This window comes from Bacillus sp. OV166, assembly GCF_900177675.1.
Lineage (GTDB): Bacteria > Bacillota > Bacilli > Bacillales > Cytobacillaceae > Neobacillus.
In genome coordinates this window covers 6155883-6173969 of the sequence record NZ_FXWM01000001.1, presented here as the reverse complement: position 1 = coordinate 6173969, position 18087 = coordinate 6155883, and the positions used below count along the sequence as shown (strand labels likewise).

Here is an 18087-nt window from a genome sequence, read left to right as displayed (position 1 = left end):
CGAAAAAAATGACGTCAGTACTGCCAGAATCGATGCAAAAGCTCATCCATCATGTTAAGGAATTCTTTCCAGGTGATGACCAGCTGCACCGTATGTTTGAACAATGTTTTGTAAATACGTATGAAACAACGATGAAAAAGCAAGAAGATGGAAAAACATTCGTGGTTACCGGAGACATTCCTGCGATGTGGTTAAGAGACTCAGCAGCACAGGTGAGACCTTATTTACTTGCTGCCGAAGAAGATCAAGAGGTAGCTGATTTACTCGAGGGGGTCATTCGCCAGCAATTTGCGTTTATCTTACACGACCCTTATGCGAATGCTTTCAATGAAGCGGCAAATGGCAGGGGACATCAAACGGATCATACCAAGATGACACCACATATTTGGGAGCGGAAATACGAGATTGATTCCCTGTGCTATCCAGTGCAGCTGGCCTACCTGTTTTGGAAGTCTACTGGACGGACATCCCATCTCAATGAAACGTTCCAGCAGGTAATCGAAACGATTATCCACGTATGGCGAACAGAGCAAGATCATGAAAATCAATCCTCCTACCGGTTTGAACGTGCAGATGTTCGCCAGTCAGATACGTTAATCCGCGATGGAAAAGGAGGGCGTGTTGTCCCAACCGGGATGACCTGGAGCGCCTTCCGCCCGAGTGATGATGCCTGCACTTACGGATACCTTGTACCGGCTAATATGTTTGCGGTTGTCATCTTAGGGTACGCGGCTGAAATATGTGAGGAAGTTCTCCACCAGTCTTCCTTAAAAGAGGAATGCTTGAAGCTTCGTGAAGAAATTCAAAAGGGAATTGAGCACTATGCGAAGCTTGACCACCCTGTATATGGTGATATGTATGTGTATGAAACAGACGGGGAAGGGCGGGTCAATTTAATGGATGATGCCAATGTACCGAGCTTACTGGCTGCCCCCTATTTGGGCTACCTTCCATTTGAAGATTCGACCTATGTAAATACACGCCAGTTCCTTTTAAGCAGGGATAATCCTTATTATTACGAAGGAAAATATGCGAATGGAATTGGAAGCCCGCACACACCCGATCATTATATTTGGCATATTGCGCTCGCCATACAGGGCATGACAACGACAAATGAAGCAGAAAAACAGGAAATTTTAGCTTATTTTAAACAGACAGATGGCGGTACCCATTTTATGCATGAAGGCTTTAATGCCGATTGTCCTGAAGAATTTACTAGGGACTGGTTTGCATGGGCGAACACGATGTTTAGTGAATTTGTGTTAAGTCTTACAGGGAAAGCGGTTAAAGGAAGCCCGCTTTATCATCAATTAATGAAAAACAAAAGCAACCAAGCAGTTTAGAAAAGATAAGAGTAGGAATTGGAAAGGGTGATGACGTCATGCAAAAAGGTCATTGGATGGTCGGAATTTGCGAATGGATCTGGAGGGTGGTCTCGGTGAATCTTTGCTGGATTGTCTTTACTGTCCTAGGATTAGGGATTTTTGGCTTTTTCCCGTCGTCTGTTGCCCTTTTTACCATTGTCCGGAAATGGATTAAGAAAGACACGGATACACCTGTATGGAAGACTTTTAAGAACGTTTATTTTAAAGAGTGGAAGCGAAGCAATGGATTGGGTTTTGTTTTTTTCGGGATTGGACTTTTCCTCTTTGTCGATATCCGGATTGCTGAGGGAATGATGTCAGGCGTTTTTTCTAACTTTCTATCGGTGATCTTATATTTTCTAGCGTTTTTGCTCCTATTATCCGTTGGCTATTTCTTTGCTATTTATGTCCATTTCGAGCTTACCAATAAGGAATATTTAAAACAGTCCTTTCTATTTGCGGTGACCAGTTTACCATCCACGCTATGGATTGGAGCCGGATTTTTTGTCATAGGCTATCTCATTAATCAGCTTCCAGGCTTAACCCCTTTTATTTCCGCCGTGGCTCCGGCCTACTGGATGATGAGGGTCTGCCTGAATCGGTTTAACCATTTAGAGAAAAGAGCCGCATTAATCTAACGAAAAAGATTGACCATAAGGTAGTGAAACAGGAGGGGAATGTACGTGAAACTAAATTTAACGGGTGACGTGTCGTCGGTTACAGATGGACTAAAGGCTGTATTGGAGAATTTTGCGATTCAACTTTCACAGGATGGTTATCCCATACATGTGAAAAATCAAAAAGGCCCCATACGGGTCGTGAATAAAAATGGTCATGGTGAAATTACCTTTGAAAAGCCGGTTCACTTTTTTCGGGCATTAGGATTATGGCTTGAACAGGTTAACAAAGTCAGTGAATTTGATTTTACGGAGAATCCGCAGTTTGACATGAGTGGTGTCATGCTTGATGCGTCAAGAAATGCAGTTCCAACGGTTGCTGAAGTAGAAAAGTTCTTGCAGAGAATGGCCGTGATGGGATTAGACACATTGATGCTTTATACAGAGGATACATACGAAGTAAAGGAACATCCTTATTTTGGGTATATGCGGGGAAGATATACGTTTGAGGAGTTAAAAGCATGTGATGACTATGCAGAGAAACTAGGGATTGAGATGATCCCTTGTATTCAATCTTTGGGCCACTTACGAGAAGCACTTAAATGGAATTATGCTTCAACCTTTAAAGACACGGATGATATTTTATTGGTTGATAAGCCGGAGACCTATGAGTTTTTAGAAAATTGTATCAAGGCCGCTTCAGAACCATTTAAGACAAAACGGATTCATATCGGAATGGATGAGACGTTCCAGCTTGGGTTAGGTAAATATTTAGAACAAAATGGCTATGAGAACCATATTGATTTGATGAATAGACATCTTCAAAAGGTTGTTTCCATCACGGAGAAATTAGGGCTTAAGCCAATGATTTGGAGCGATATGTATTATCCTTTGTTTACGGAAAACAGCAAATATAAGGATGAAAACGGCAATATCGAGAAAGAACTGGCTGCTTCTATCCCTGATGTGCAACTCGTTTATTGGAATTACTATAGTAAGGATCAGGCCATCTATGAAAAAGATATTACGAACCATAAATTGCTAGGATCAACTCCAATTTTTGCAGGCGGTGCATGGACTTGGAATGGACTCGCACCGAACTATGGCAAAGCGATTGTGACGACTGAGGCCGCCATTGCTGCTTGTAAAAAGGAAGGGGTGAAAGAAATATTTGTCACGATGTGGGGCGATAATGGCGCAGAAACACCGCTATCTACTTCATTCCCAATCTTACAATTATTCGCAGAACACTCCTATCATAAGGAAGTGACCATTGACCAGGTAGCGGAACGATTTGAATTTTGTGGTGATGGGCACTTTGATGATTTTATCAATCTAAAGCTATTGGATGAAACGCCTGGAGTCATGCAGAATAACATGAATACATCGATGACTTCTAAAGTTTTACTCTACCAAGATAGTTTAATTGGATTATATGATGAAAATGTGCGCGGTCTATCTTTAGGGGAGCATTATGAAAAATTAGTATCTGTATTGGAAAGAGCAAAGGCTCATAATCCAAAATGGGAAGCGCTATTTGACTTTTATGAGCAATTGGCAAGAGTCCTTAGTGAGAAGGCGGAAATTGGCCTTGTGCTAAAAGAAGTTTATGAGAAAAAAGATTACGAGCAAATGAAAGCGATCCTTACTAAATTAGAAATGATCCAATCCAATGTTGACCTTTTACGACAAAAGCATCGTAAAGTTTGGTTTGCAGCCAACAAGCCATTCGGCTGGGAAGTCCTTGATATTCGTTATGGCGGAGTCATTACACGCTTGGATTCGGTAAAATATAGGATTAACGAATGGCTGGAGGGAACAGTTTCTAGTTTAGAAGAGTTAGAGGAAAAAAGATTACGACATGATGGACCATGGGAAATTGTGGACGGGTTAGTCGGTGGTAATGTCTATCATCGTATCGTAACCGCAGGAAACTTTTCACTATAAGCAGTTATTGTACCTTCTATGATGTTTTTAGCTAGAAAAATAGTTCAAATGGCCAAATGGGGTGAAAACGGTGTTTTTAGCAGAAAGAAAATTTGAATCGCGTATTAGGGAACTTGAAAGTTACCGTTATCGTGATTGCGTCTCCATCCATCAATTTTATACACATGAAGATGATGGTACGGTTGGTGCTTATCCACCAGCCGCTTACGATGAAAAGAACGTCATGCAAATTGGCGACTATTGGAAAGGCCGCGACCGTTATATTTGGCTTCATGCCGATGTTGATTGTCATTTGCAAAACACCATCCATCCAGTCGTCGGTCTTTTCTCATTTGGAAAGACTGGCGGGGGCAATAATTCAGGGTTTGAATCCTTACTATTTGTTAATGGCAAACCCTACCAAGGTGTCGATTCCAATCATGAAGAAGTTCTCTTTGATGAACAAGTCGCTAAGGGAGCGATGAGTTTAGATTTTAGGCTCTGGTCTGGACTTGAGGGGGGAGGGCTTCCGATTGAAAATGAATTTAAACTTCAGATGGCAAAAATAGGCTGGCTTGATCAACAAGTCGATAATTTATACTATACCCTTTTGGCGGCTTACGAAGTGTTATTGGAAACGAATGAGGAAGAGTCTGCATCTTTGACTTTGAAAAAGGTTATTGCGGATGCCTTACAGCGAATTAATTGGACGGAACCCGGAAGTACGGAATTCTATGAATCCTGCTATGAAGCTGAAGCCAGCCTTATGGATGCCATCCATTCAATTCAACCATCATCCGATATTACGATTCATACGGTTGGTCATACCCATATTGATGTAGCTTGGCTGTGGAGATTAAAAAATACGCGAGAGAAAGCTGCTCGTTCGTTCTCCACTGTGCTGCATTTAATGAAACAATTCCCTGAATACCTGTTTTTGCAAACCCAGCCACAACTCTATGATTATATAAAAACAGATTATCCGGAAATCTATGACCAAATGAAAGCAAGAATTGCAGAAGGAAAGTGGGAAACCGGCGGCGCGATGTGGCTGGAAGCTGACTGTAATATTCCAAGTGGTGAGTCGCTTGTTCGCCAAATCCTGCATGGAAAAGCCTTTTTCAAAGAGGAGTTTGGTGTCGACTGTCATTATTTATGGCTGCCCGATGTTTTTGGGTACAGTTGGGCCCTTCCGCAAATCTTACAAAAATCAGGGATAAAAACGATGATGACAACGAAGATTAGTTGGAATCAATATAATCGGATGCCCCATGATACCTTTTACTGGAAGGGAATCGATGGATCAGAGATTCTCACCCACTTTATTACGACGCCGGAACCATGGAATGGCCCAGATTCTTGGTTCTATACCTATAACGGCTTTATTACGGCGAAAACGGTTAAAGGGGCTTGGAAAGGCTATCGTGATAAAGAGCTATCAAAGGACCTGCTTCTTTCCTATGGGTATGGTGACGGTGGCGGTGGTGTCACTCGAAATATGCTCGAAATGAGAAGAAGATTGGACAAATTGCCAGGGATGCCGAATGTGAAAACTTCTACGGCAGGAGAATTTTTTGAAAAGCTTCATAAAAATATTGAGGAATCAAACAGTTACATCCATAAATGGGATGGCGAATTGTACCTAGAATATCATCGGGGAACCTATACAAGCCAGGCGTTTATGAAAAAGATGAATCGTAAATTAGAGCTTTTGTATAGGAGGGTGGAATTCTTATCTTCTTGGCTTTCGGAAAATGGTCATTGGCTTGGAAATGATGAGCTGAAAAGTGGTTGGAAAATTATCTTAAGAAATCAATTTCATGATATTATTCCGGGCTCCTCCATTCATGAAGTATATGAGGACGCCAAGGAAGAATACGAGGAAGCTTGGCAAATCGGGAATCAGCTGGAATCTCGTGTGATCCATAACGGAATCGAGCAGGCTGGACATTCTGTTGTTCTATTTAACGCTACCCATCTCAAAGGGTTAAAAAATGTGGTTATTCCTCAATTTGCTGAGTATGAAGCAGGTGAGTGGAGAAACAGTAACGGAGCAGTGTTGAACCATCAAAAACGTGAGAATGGCTGGCTCGTTGAAGTGGATACACTTCCATCGTTTGGAGCAAAAACCTTATATTTTGAACCGATTGAAAATGCTAGAGTAATAAAAGCAAATTTTAGCTATACTGACAGGAAATTGGAAACACCGTTTTATCTCGTTGAGTGGAATGAGTTTGGCCAAATGACGACTATTTATGATAAGGAAGCACAACGTCATGTTCTGGCTGACGATCAAAGGGGGAATATTCTTCAAATTTTTGAAGATAAACCTCTTGCGCATGAGGCATGGGATATTGATATTTTCTATCAAGAGAAAATGGAGGAGATCCATGATTTAGTCAGATTTGGAGTAGTGGAAAATGGTGAACTTACTTTTACTATTCATGCCATCTGGAAGTATCATCATTCTGAAATTTCTCAGCGGATTGTTTTTTATAAAAATGACCGCCGAATCGATTTTGAAACGAATGTAGACTGGCATGAAAAAAGAAAATTGCTTAAAGCTGCCTTTCCTGTCGATGTTCGAACAACGGAGGCCACCTATGATATTCAATTTGGCAATGTCAAGCGCCCTACACATTGGAATACCAGCTGGGATATGGCAAAATTTGAATCGGTCGGCCATCAATGGGCCGATCTATCAGAACCCGATTATGGGGTAAGTTTATTGAATGATTGCAAATATGGCTATGACATCAAAGAAAATACGTTACGATTAACACTATTAAAATCAGCTACTCATCCGGATCCGCAAGCAGATCAGGGGGCGCATTCGTTTGTTTATTCGTTATATCCACATATCGGGGATTGGCGGCAAGCGAAGACAGTGGAAAAAGCCTGGGATTTAAATGATCCTATTTCCGCTGTAGAAGGCAGTTGGACAAAGGAAGCATCCTTCATCGAAACTGATGCTGACCATATTTGGATTGATGCCATCAAGCCAGCCTTTCATGGCGACGGTATCATTATTCGTTTCCATGAGTATGAGGGACGCAGAGGAAAGGTTTCTTTGAATGTTCAGAAAGACTTCCGATCATGGGTGGAGACCAATTTAATGGAAGAACCGATTGGTGAACAATCTGAAGATCCGATTGAGTTGGAAATTAAACCATATGAAATTAAGACCATAAAGCTTTTGTAGTGGAGTACTCGAATGGAGTATGTAGGGGACGTGGGGATAAACCACGTCCCCTTTGTCATTTATATAATTATTCAAAAAGGCCAGTTAGCTTTTCTAATGTCGAGCGGCTTTCGACATTCTTTTCTCCATTTCCCGGGAAAAAATCCTTTTGTTAAAAGGGTTTTTCCCGCAACTAATCAAACGTTTGGTTAGTAAGGAATGATCAGGAAACGTGTCGAAGCATGAGAGTTTCCCTAAGGAAATCCTAATATCGACATGTTTTTTACTTTTTATAGAGGGAAAATATAGCAGCGTCGACAAAGCCTTTTTTAAATAAAAGACTGAAACCCTTTATTTATATAGCCCCGTGGCTAACTAATCAAACGTTTGGTTAGTTTTTTGGAGGATGGTAAATTCAACAATTTTTTTTTCACATTTAAGAGTAAAAGGTTGATACAGAAGGAGATCAGCCGATTTAATTAAACGTTTGATTAGTTTGCAGTGGGTCGAAGGATGTAAATTTTAAAAGGGATAAGCCGGCCACACAAAAAGAACCTGTGGATCCACGAATGGTTTCCTCACAGGTTCGAATCACAAATTATTTATCCTGACTTGTACTGCACTTCACTACGAGTTAATTCCCATTATTAAACTCTTTCTTCAACTCCTGCATCCGCGCCATGGCCTGCACAAGTCGATCTTCATTGGTGACTTGTTTTCTTAATGTTGGATGAAGCTTGTTGTAGGCCACTTTACACTCATTGACCTCGTTTTTATCAGCCAAGGTTAACTCGTTAAGCTCTGGCAAATGGTTAATTTTATGAATGACCTCTGTTACCGACTCATTCAAATAAGCCGTACTGTACTTGAGGGATTCTCTTGTATCCGGGTTCTGAACGGTGTAATAGACCCTGCCGGCGTCAGGCCCAAAGTCCAACTGCTCAAATGTGAGCGTTCCGTCTTTTTCGGCCGTTTTTTCCGCCAAAACTTCTTTTGTGTCCAGAGATCTGTATAATCTAACCGTTTGGCCTTGCTTCACTCGTTCGATTACAACTTTATCCTGGGCACCGAGATTGTTTTCAGCTGATACAAAATGCATCATAATATTCTCTGTTCTTGGCAATGCATCACTCTCAAACATCTGCCATTCATAAATACGGATGGCTCCCCATGGCGATGTTCCACTATTATAGACCTGAAGTTTAAACTCACGTGCTGTAACAGGTTGGTCGAGAATAATATCTGTTACGGCTTTCGTATTACCGGTCATTCTTTTTGCACTGACCCACGCACCTGTCTGATCTTTGTAGAGCAGTTCAAAATCAACGGTGTTCATGTTACTTGCTTCGCCGCCATATTGGGCATGCTCGACTCTCCAGCGGCGGATGGTTTTCGGCTCGCCTAAATCAATCGTCATGTAACCACTTTTTGCATTCGTGGCACACCATTTACTGTTGCCAGCAGCTGTTCCATCCAATGCCTTAGAAGCAGGCTCCGCTTCATTTTCAGCAGAAACACCCGTCACTTTGGCATTAAGGGCAACATTTGCAGATGGGCCATGTTGTTCTATTTCGGTTCCATCCGTGCCCATACCCCAGTCAAATGCAATCTCTGCCGGTTCGCCACGTACGTAATCCTGATTCACTGGCACTACCTCTAGGGTAGTCATATGATCTGGTGAAGCGTTTGCAACAGTTCTGGTAATATTAGAAACATAGAAATGATTATTTGGTGTAGAACCTAAAAGCGTTTTTACTCCATCGGCATTCTTTTGGTAAATCTCGTATTGAAGTACTTTTTCATCTGCTGACCAGCTTAGACGTGCCTCGGCATCAAAAGCAGTTCGCAGCATCTTTTGAGTGACTTCTGCATTTTGCGGTTTTGATTGAATAGAGGCAGCAGTATCATAAACAGATAGTTGACCTACATTCATTTCATAGTTTGCTAAGCTTTCAGAGTTGCTGACTTTAAGGCTTACTGCATAAGCGGTTTTCCCTGCATCCTCTTTCAGGTCAAGGACCGCTGTTTGCCACCCATCGGTGGTTTTTGGCAATGAATAATACTTCATCTGTTCCGGTGAATAATCTTCACTGTAGGCAACACCAAGCGAAACATCGGCACCTGATTGATTCTGATAGACCACACGAATTTTCGTTGTATCCGTGATTTCGAGCTTTGAACTGTAAAGCATCATGTCATTGACAGAAGAAGCGTCGAGCGGACCGCTGAATTTTAGCGAGTTCCCACCGTTATAGGCTTTATCAAAATCATATGAAACTTTGATTCTGCTGCCTTGATTACGGACCCACCAACGCCACGTTGGCATAATATCTTGGATGGAACGGTTATTCCACTCAAGCGGGCTGGCTATTTTTCCGTCAACAAAATATTGTTTCCCGTGTCCACTGTTAAAGTTGGTAGTAAAAGGCATCTTTTGAATGACAGATGAATCTGTGACAAAACGGGCCATCCCTTTCCAGTTTGCTGAATCGTCTGCTCGTGTCGGGTCACCTTGAGGTCCTGTCCAGAAATAGGTTTCTTTTTCATGGAAATCTACAGGATCGGCCGCAAATCCCATGGTTGAGTTTGGTGCATAGAGGGCAATGGAAACCTTTGCCTGTTTTTGTTCATTTAAGAGTGCGTTGGTATTAATTTTGGTATTATAAGAATTCTGTTGTACTTCGAAACCGGCATAAGCATCATAAGGGTCACGGTTATGACTTTTCATTGTAGCAACCGTTGTGTTAATTTGCGGGGTTCCCCAGTTATAGTTTAGGAAAAACTCATCCACCGCATACTTCCCATCTGCTGCTGGTTTGACATACAAATCATTATTGCTGTTAACGGCATTTTGATACGAAACAGAGCCATTATTGGATTGGGAATCATACCAGCCAAAGCGAAGGTTTGAATGCCGCTTCACATAGCGGATCATTTCATTCATTCGTTCCGCTGTTTTTTGACTGACACCATAGGTTTCCTGATTCATAAAATAACCATCAAAGCCATAATATTCGGCTACTTCAATCATTTTATCCGCTACTGGGAAGCTCCCATCCTCCGCCTGCTTCGTGAATGCTTCGACCTCCGCAAGTGCCTCTTTAGAAGCTGGCCCCCATGGAAAACCTACGGTTGCGTAAACTGGAACACCATTCCGATGGGCTGCATCGACGATATCTGGTGAGGGAATGGCGAAAATTCCTTCATCCGTTCCTGCCCAGTAAATATAAGAATCTAGCAATTGCCAGTTATCAAACGCGTAAACATTAAAATCGTTGCTGCCAACAGGGCTTGTCTGGTCATGATTCGAGAGCGTAATTGCTGCCGAGGAAATACCAGCCTCCGGATGTGCTAGCGGGTTAATCTGGTGTCCTTTAAATCGATTTTTATTTAATGGGACGCTTGCGCGGTTCAACGCTGCATCTGGGTCTTTTTTAGGCGACCAGTTTAGGAGTGTCTCGACCCTAAAAGCCGGAGCTAATGGCTGTAAACTCAGTTGATCAGCATAATTCTCATTGACGACATTCGTTCCATCTCCATCCACAGCGGCATAGGCTTCTGGCGTTATCATGGAAATAAGAAGAGAAAACAATAGGACAAAGGAAAAGATACGCTTATTACTATTATTCTTTTTATTTTTCACCGGGATCCTCCTCGTATTAAATAATGATGTTGGGTAACTGAACGATATAAATACGAAAAACTAAATATCCCTCCCCTCTGTTAAACTATCGATATATTTCCCCCCTTATTTCCTTCTAATAGGAAGTTTTCTAATTTTCAGAAACAACACTTTTATACTATCAACTATTATGTAAGCGCTATACTAAATAAACTATAGATTTACTGGATTAATGTTAGTAAACTCTAAACCGTCATTCCAACTACGTTTTCATTGATTCAAAGTGAATGATTCTAGTCAGAAATAAAATTTGATTATTTAGAAAATCTATATATGATTTTTGCAGTTAATCCTAAATAAGTTCACTATAAATAGAATCATGACAGCTATAAAATATAAATATGGAAGTGCTTACATTGAAAGGGAGGAGGAAAAGCATGAAAGGAATGTTGAGTGATATTTATAAAAATCGAATTTGGCTGCTTATGGTTTTACCTGGAACCATTTGGTTATTATTGTTCTCTTACTTACCTATGTTTGGACAAGTTTTAGCCTTTAAGAAATTTAGGATTGATCCAGATGGTTTTTTTGCCAGCGTCATGAATAGTGAATGGGTGGGCTGGGATAACTTTAAATATTTGTTTAGCACGGAAGATGCCTTTATTATTACAAGAAATACCATCCTATACAATCTTGTCTTTATTGTGTTAGGACTTGTCGCAGCGGTTGTAACCGCTATCTTACTCAGTGAGCTTGTTAATCGGAAGTTATCCAAGTTTTATCAAACCGGAATGCTGTTCCCGCATTTTATTTCATGGGTTATCGGCAGCTATTTTGTATTTACCTTCTTGAGTGCAGATCGTGGTCTTTTGAATAATATCCTTGGCTGGTTTCACATAGATGCCATTTCGTGGTATAGCGAGCCAAAATATTGGCCATTTATTCTTGTATTTATGAGCCTATGGAAGGGGATTGGCTATGGCAGTATCGTGTATCTAGCAGCGATCGTCGGCATTGATAAAACTTATTATGAGGCTGCCATGATTGATGGCGCGACAAAATGGCAGCAGGTCAAGCATGTCACCTTACCAATGCTGAAGCCATTAATGATTATTTTAACCATTATGAATATTGGTAGAATATTTAACTCCGATTTTGGATTGTTTTATCAAGTACCAAGAGATTCGGGGGCCTTATATCCGGTTACCAATGTTATTGATACGTTCGTTTACCGGGGGCTTATGACCTTAGGGGATATTGGTATGAGTACGGCAGCAGGTCTTTATCAGTCGGCAGTTGGTTTCGTCTTGGTGATGATAACGAATTACATTGTTAGAAAAGTTGATCAGGAAAGTGCATTATTTTAATGTTAAATTCTTCACGAAGGGAGGAAAGGTCGCCCGGCGGCTAACTATATGCCAAATGAACTTCATAATACCCAATCATCTATAGTCCAATCCCAACCCGCGAAAGAAATTAAGGGGGGGCTGGTGAAAATGAAACGGAAAAAGACCAGAAATCCTCATGAGCTTCACCCGGTCACCAATAGGATTATAAGTGTGCTGTTAGGTATTTTTACTTTGATCTGTGTCTTTCCTTTTCTCTATGTTATTGTGATTTCCTTTACCAGTGAGGAGAGCATTGTGAGAAATGGCTTTCAACTTATACCGGAGGCTTGGAGTACCGATGCTTATCAATACTTATGGAATATGAAGGACCAATTATTCCGTTCTTACGGTGTCACCCTTTTTATTACGATTGTTGGAACGTTTATTAGTGTGTTGATGATTACCTTTTATTCTTATGCGATTTCACGACCCCAATTTAAGTATAAAAGATTTTTCACATTCCTAGCGTTCTTCACGATGCTTTTCAGCGGGGGCTTAGTTCCAAGTTACATTATTACCACTCAATTCTTACATTTGAAGAATTCCATTTGGGCATTAATATTACCACTTGCCATGAATGCCTTTTATATTATCATCATGAGAACATTCTTTATAAAATCTGTTCCGGAATCGATTTTGGAATCTGCACGAATAGATGGGGCAAGCGAATGGAGAACCTTTTTCCAAATCGTTTTTCCGCTTTCTTTACCAGGGATTGCCACAATTGCCTTGTTTAGTACCCTAGGTTATTGGAATGATTGGTTTAATGCCTTGCTTTACATTGATTCGCCCAATTTAGTGCCACTCCAGTCCTTACTTATGAAAATAGAGGCAAACCTAGAATTTATGAGGCAAAATGTTGATATTAGCTTAATGCAGCAAAGCTTATTTAATACCATCCCACAAGATTCAGCCAAAATGGCTATGGTCGTAATCGCCACTTTACCAATAGCAGTCTCTTACCCGTTCTTTCAAAAGTACTTTATTAGCGGACTGACTATCGGCGGTGTTAAAGAATAAAAATAGAAAGAGAAAGAGGAGAGTCAAGATGAAGAAACGGTTAATATTTTTACTAGCATTAGTTTTATCGATTGGAACCATTCTTTCCGCATGCACTAGTAAAGACAGTTCCACTTCAGAAAAAGGCAGTAAAAATGGCGAGCCCTATGAAATTAAATGGTACACCATTGGAACCCCACAAAAAGACACAGATAAAGTATTTGCCGAAGTAAATAAATATCTAGAGAAAAAAATTAATGCCACCGTTAATATGACCCAAATTGACTGGGGTGATTGGCAACAAAAAACGCAGGTTATTATTAATTCAGGCGAACCTTTTGATATTATCTTTACTAATGGTACGGAATACGTCCAAAATGCGCAAAAAGGGGCCTTCCAACCAATTGATGAATTGTTAGATACTGAAGGGAAAGAATTAAAAGCGGCGTTAGATCCTGCCCTATTAGCAGGAGTTAAAATTAACGGAAAGACCTATGGTATTCCTGCTAATAAAGAAGCTGCCAGACAATCTGTTTATACGTTCAATAAACGTCTTGTCGACAAATACAAATTTGATATTACAAAGGTGAAAACCTTAGAAGATCTCGAGCCAATGCTTCAAGTCATTAAAGAGAATGAAGCTTCGATTACTCCAATGGCAACAGTTAAAGCCTATCTTCCATATGACTATGTCTTTAATAATGAAATGCCTTTTGCCTTCCCTCTTAAAGGGGATCGAGACCATGTCGTTAATTTCTTTGAAGACGATTTAACCATGCAAACCTATAAAACGATGCATAAATATTATAAAGCCGGCTATATCAAGGCAGATGCCGCGACAAGCAAAGATACTTGGCCAATGGATGTAGAAAACTGGTTTGTTCGGATGGGTGATTCCCAACCGTATGCGGATTTATTGTGGTCTCGTTCTGCAAAATATGAGGTTGTTTCTGTGCCAGCTGAAGAACCAACCACTTTTAATGATTCTGTATCGGGTTCCCTTCAGGCCATTTCGACTACATCAAAAAATCCTAAAAAAGTCATGGAATTCTTAAATCTACTTAACACAGACCCATACCTTCGTAACCTTGTTGACAAAGGGATTGAAGGCGTTCATTACAAGAAGAATGCAGATGGAACCATTAAAGATCTTCCAGCGCGTATCGATAAATATAACGTTCCAACTTATTCGCTTGGAAATCACTTTATCTTAGATTTATATGAAAATGAACCTAAAGATAAATGGGAAAAATTCAAGGAATTTAATAATGCTGCAAAACCGGCACCAACTCTTGGTTTCCATTTTAACAGTGACCCAGTAAGGTCGGAACTTGCGTCTATTACGAATATCTCTAAGGAATTCTATCCAGCTTTGGCAACAGGTTCTGTTGACCCAGAAAAATACTTGCCAAAATACAATAAAAAGTTGAAAGAAGCTGGAGTTGACAAAGTATTAAAAGAAATTCAAAAGCAATTTGATGAATGGAAGGCAAAGGAAGGGAAATAATCAATAAAATCAAGCTGGTTGAAAAACTCCCAGCTTGATTTTATTTCTCCATTGTTTAAAGATTTTTCGAAATAATAAAACTCGCAAAACAATAGGGTTTGGTCTTCGGGGGTTAAATCTAGTCCAACGTGTTAAAATTGAGTAAACACTATGAATAATTGAGGAAACTGAAATGGAATTGAAAAGAAAAGGAAATTTTAATCAAAAAATATTTAATAGACTATTTTTAACCTCTTCCATAACCATCATTGTGACGGTCATTGTCTTAATTGTGACGATTACGAACTATTATTCAGATATCATTATTCAAAAGGAAGTTAATATTAATACTAGAACGATGGAAAGAGTAGAAGATTACTTTTCCGGTAAGGATGCAGATATTAATAGAGCGATAAGAGATCTCTATGTTAAGGGGGATATGATTGATGATATGTCCTTTGCCCTTAACAATGGCTATGAGAAATATTTGGAATACCGTCTAGATAAATTCTCAGAAGATCAATCGTTTACTCCGAGAAATATTGATACCTATTTTAATGGTTTCTTTAGTCAAGATAGTGATATTAATGCGGTAAGTTTACGTTCGTCGGAAAATCCCGCTATTGAATATTTGATAGTTAATAATAACATACGATGGAATAAAAGCATTATCGGCCCTTCAACCATATCAGGTCCGCTTTTCAACCAGGGCTACCCACATGTAATGGAAGAAAGCCTGCCTAGGAGCCGGAAATTAAGAAATACCATTACCAAAGAGATTGCTATTAACAATCCCGTAACGCTCAAAAAAATAGGTGTCGTGTCTATTTTTTACTCGACAGACCGTTTAGACAAGATTGTAAAAAAACATGAAGGGGCACCAACTTCTATTTTTTTGCTAGATGCGGACGGCAAAATTGTTTATTCCGTGAATAAGGGGGTTCCCCTTGCTATTTTAGATAAGGTCAAACATGAAACGAATGAGACGAAAATTAAGTGGGAACATGATAACTATTATATTAATTCGATTGCCAATATGGGTGATTATACGTTTGTAGGTGTTATTCCTGACAAAGGATGGCAGAAGTTATCGATCGTCAGGGGAACGATGTGGATTGTTATTACCTTTCTCATTTTAATTGCTATTTTAATATCCTATTCATTTATGCGAAATTACTCGAGGAGAATTAATCAAATAGTTTCTATTATTCGTCAAGTGGAAAAGGGAAACTTAGACGCACGGATTCCCGAATCCAAACATGAAGATGAATTATCGAGGATTGCTGTCAATATTAATTCCATGTTAAATGAATTGAATCATAATATTGATCAATTTTATCTGCTAACCATGAAGCAGCAGCAGGCGGAATTGAAAGCCCTTCAAGCACAAATTGATCCACATTTTTTATTCAATACGCTCGAAGCGATACGGATGGTGGCAGTCGTAGAAGGCTCAAAAACCTCTAGTAAAATGATTTTCCATTTGGCCAAACTGTTTCGATATTCGTTAGAATCTAAAGACATGGTGCCTTTTTATACTGAAATTGAATATGTGAATCAATATTTAAAATTGATGCAGCTTAAATATCCGGATAAATTACTCGTTCATTTTGATATTGCAAGTGATGTGGACCAAATACTCATTCAAAAATTAATTCTGCAGCCGATCATCGAAAATTACTTTGTCCATGGTTTTAAAAAGGAACGATCCGATAATGAGTTGTTCATATGTGCCGCTAATCTTGGCGATAAAATCGAAATACGTATACAAGACAATGGTAAAGGAATGACGGAAGAGGAGTTATCCAACATAGTGAATCATATCAATCGTGAGGATGGGGAAGAAATGAAATCAATCGGTCTTAGAAATATCCATCAACGCTTAAAATTGAAATATGGGAACCAGTTTGGTATTACCCTTCAAAGTGACTATAACCAAGGAATGATGGTCACCCTAACCATTCCAGTAGAGGGATCCAGCCATGTATAAGGTCCTGCTTGTTGACGATGAACCGCTTATTACGAAAGGACTTAAGGCGCTCTTAGATTGGGAGGATTACGGATTTGAGATTGTCTACACTGCTGAAAGCGGGGAAGAAGCCCTTGCTTATCTAAAGGAGAATCCGATCGAAATTCTTATAACTGATATTTTAATGGGCGAAATGTCTGGCTTGGAGTTAATTAGAGAAACGAGGAAATTTCAGCCACAGATCAAATGTATTGTCTTAACAGGTTATCAGGAGTTTGAGTATATTAAACAAGGTTTATTACTAGGAATCGAAAACTACTTATTGAAACCTGTAGATGAAGAAGAATTATTGACGACCGTCCAAAATGTAGGCCAGAAATTGAATGCGGTGACAGGGCCGGATTATACACAGGAAACGACAACCATGAAGGATAATACGTTATGGCGCTTTATTAATGGTGAAATTGACAAGCGTGACTGTCTTGAAAGATTGGCGTTATATCATATTACCTTTCAACAACCGTATTATAATGTCTCAATATTAGATTTTGAACATTATCATCATGCTGAGGTTTCTAAGAAGATCAGGAACTTTATTGAAGAGAATGTTTCGGCCACCTGTCTTTATAGTCCAAATCAAGAACTCATTATTATTTTTGAAAGCGCGAGTGAAGAAGCGTTATATACATGGAACCAAACCCTTGTACAGCAGCTGCGTGATGGGCAAAAAGGGACAGGTGTTTTCTATTTATCAATGGGACATCCGGTTCAAACGATCGATAGATTGGAAGAAAGTTTTACCTGTGCAAGAGAAAATAGTTTGCTTCAACTTTATTCAGAGCCCAATGTGCTTATTTCAGATCGGTTGGCGATTGATAAACAAGACGAATTAAAAAAACAGCAAGAATTTAAAGAAAATATCGTAAAACAACTAGTGAATGCAGATGAAGAAACGTTACATATGATTGAACTATTTTTTCAAAATCTTACGAAGAGAACCAAATTTATCTCACCACAGGTTGCTAGCAAATATACCTTTGATTTAATTTCGTATATCCATTATTCCATCCAGACAGATGACCTTTCCTATTATACAGCAGCTGTTGAAAGAATGGTGTATAGCTCGGATATCGATCAAATGAGAACCATTTTGAAGGAGTATTGCCACGCACTGATTCTGTCGATTAGTCATCAAGTGAATATGCGCAGTCCGATTGTGCAAAATGTTCTAAAGTTTATACATGCCCACTACGATCAAGGAATATCATTAAAAACATTGGGCCAACAGTTTCATGTAAACGCTATCTACCTTGGACAATTATTTCAAAAAGAAGTTGGAGTGGTCTTCTCTGAATACCTTAATCGGTATCGATTGGAAAAAGCAAAGGAATTACTAAAAACAACCCACTATCGAGCAGGTGAAATCGGGAAAAAAGTAGGTTATTCGGATACCACTTACTTTTATAAGCAATTCAAGAAAAATGTTGGAACCACACCAAGTGAGTGGAGAAAAATTTAACGATCAACATGGTTCT

At 39.7% G+C, this 18087-nt stretch carries 10 protein-coding genes; 9 read left to right on the top strand and 1 reads right to left on the bottom strand.

Annotation, left to right across the window (positions count from 1 at the left end):
* Nucleotides 1-8 precede the first annotated feature (8 nt).
* From CCK98_RS30235 to CCK98_RS30220, 4 genes are all read left to right on the top strand, one after another.
* A complete protein-coding gene (locus tag CCK98_RS30235) occupies nt 9-1343 on the top strand; it encodes a glycoside hydrolase family 125 protein (protein ID WP_088089963.1) in 1335 nt (444 codons plus the stop codon).
* Nucleotides 1344-1381: 38 nt separating this feature from the next.
* Entirely contained in the window at nt 1382-2002 is a 621-nt protein-coding gene (locus CCK98_RS30230; RefSeq protein ID WP_088089962.1) for a YesL family protein, read from the top strand.
* A gap of 45 nt (nt 2003-2047) precedes the next feature.
* Entirely contained in the window at nt 2048-3928 is a 1881-nt protein-coding gene (locus CCK98_RS30225) for a beta-N-acetylhexosaminidase (RefSeq protein ID WP_088089961.1), read from the top strand.
* Nucleotides 3929-3998: 70 nt separating this feature from the next.
* Nucleotides 3999-7109 carry an alpha-mannosidase gene (locus CCK98_RS30220; protein WP_088089960.1) on the top strand — a complete coding sequence of 1037 codons (3111 nt, stop codon included), beginning with the start codon at nt 3999-4001 and terminating at the stop codon, nt 7107-7109.
* Between the two features lie 613 nt (nt 7110-7722).
* Here CCK98_RS30220 and CCK98_RS30210 read toward each other — a convergent pair.
* The gene (locus tag CCK98_RS30210) at nt 7723-10731 is read right to left on the bottom strand and encodes a discoidin domain-containing protein (protein ID WP_088089958.1); all 3009 of its coding nucleotides are present in this window, start codon (nt 10729-10731) and stop codon (nt 7723-7725) included.
* Nucleotides 10732-11147: 416 nt separating this feature from the next.
* Here CCK98_RS30210 and CCK98_RS30205 point away from each other — a divergent pair, with 416 nt between their 5' ends.
* From CCK98_RS30205 to CCK98_RS30185, 5 genes are all read left to right on the top strand, one after another.
* Nucleotides 11148-12077: a sugar ABC transporter permease gene (locus CCK98_RS30205; RefSeq protein ID WP_088089957.1), complete on the top strand. Its 930-nt coding sequence runs from the start codon at nt 11148-11150 to the stop codon at nt 12075-12077.
* A 48-nt stretch (nt 12078-12125) separates the two neighbouring features.
* On the top strand, nt 12126-13118 hold the full coding sequence (locus CCK98_RS30200) for a carbohydrate ABC transporter permease (RefSeq protein WP_373408513.1): 993 nt from the start codon (nt 12126-12128) through the stop codon (nt 13116-13118).
* Nucleotides 13119-13146: 28 nt separating this feature from the next.
* Nucleotides 13147-14604, top strand: a complete 1458-nt coding sequence (locus CCK98_RS30195) for an ABC transporter substrate-binding protein (RefSeq protein WP_088089956.1) — start codon at nt 13147-13149, stop codon at nt 14602-14604.
* Nucleotides 14605-14776: 172 nt separating this feature from the next.
* Nucleotides 14777-16573, top strand: coding sequence for a sensor histidine kinase (locus tag CCK98_RS30190; RefSeq protein ID WP_088089955.1), 1797 nt, complete (start codon nt 14777-14779; stop codon nt 16571-16573).
* Nucleotides 16566-18071: a response regulator transcription factor gene (locus CCK98_RS30185; protein ID WP_088089954.1), complete on the top strand. Its 1506-nt coding sequence runs from the start codon at nt 16566-16568 to the stop codon at nt 18069-18071. Before CCK98_RS30190 ends, CCK98_RS30185 begins: the two co-directional genes overlap by 8 nt.
* Nucleotides 18072-18087 lie beyond the last annotated feature (16 nt).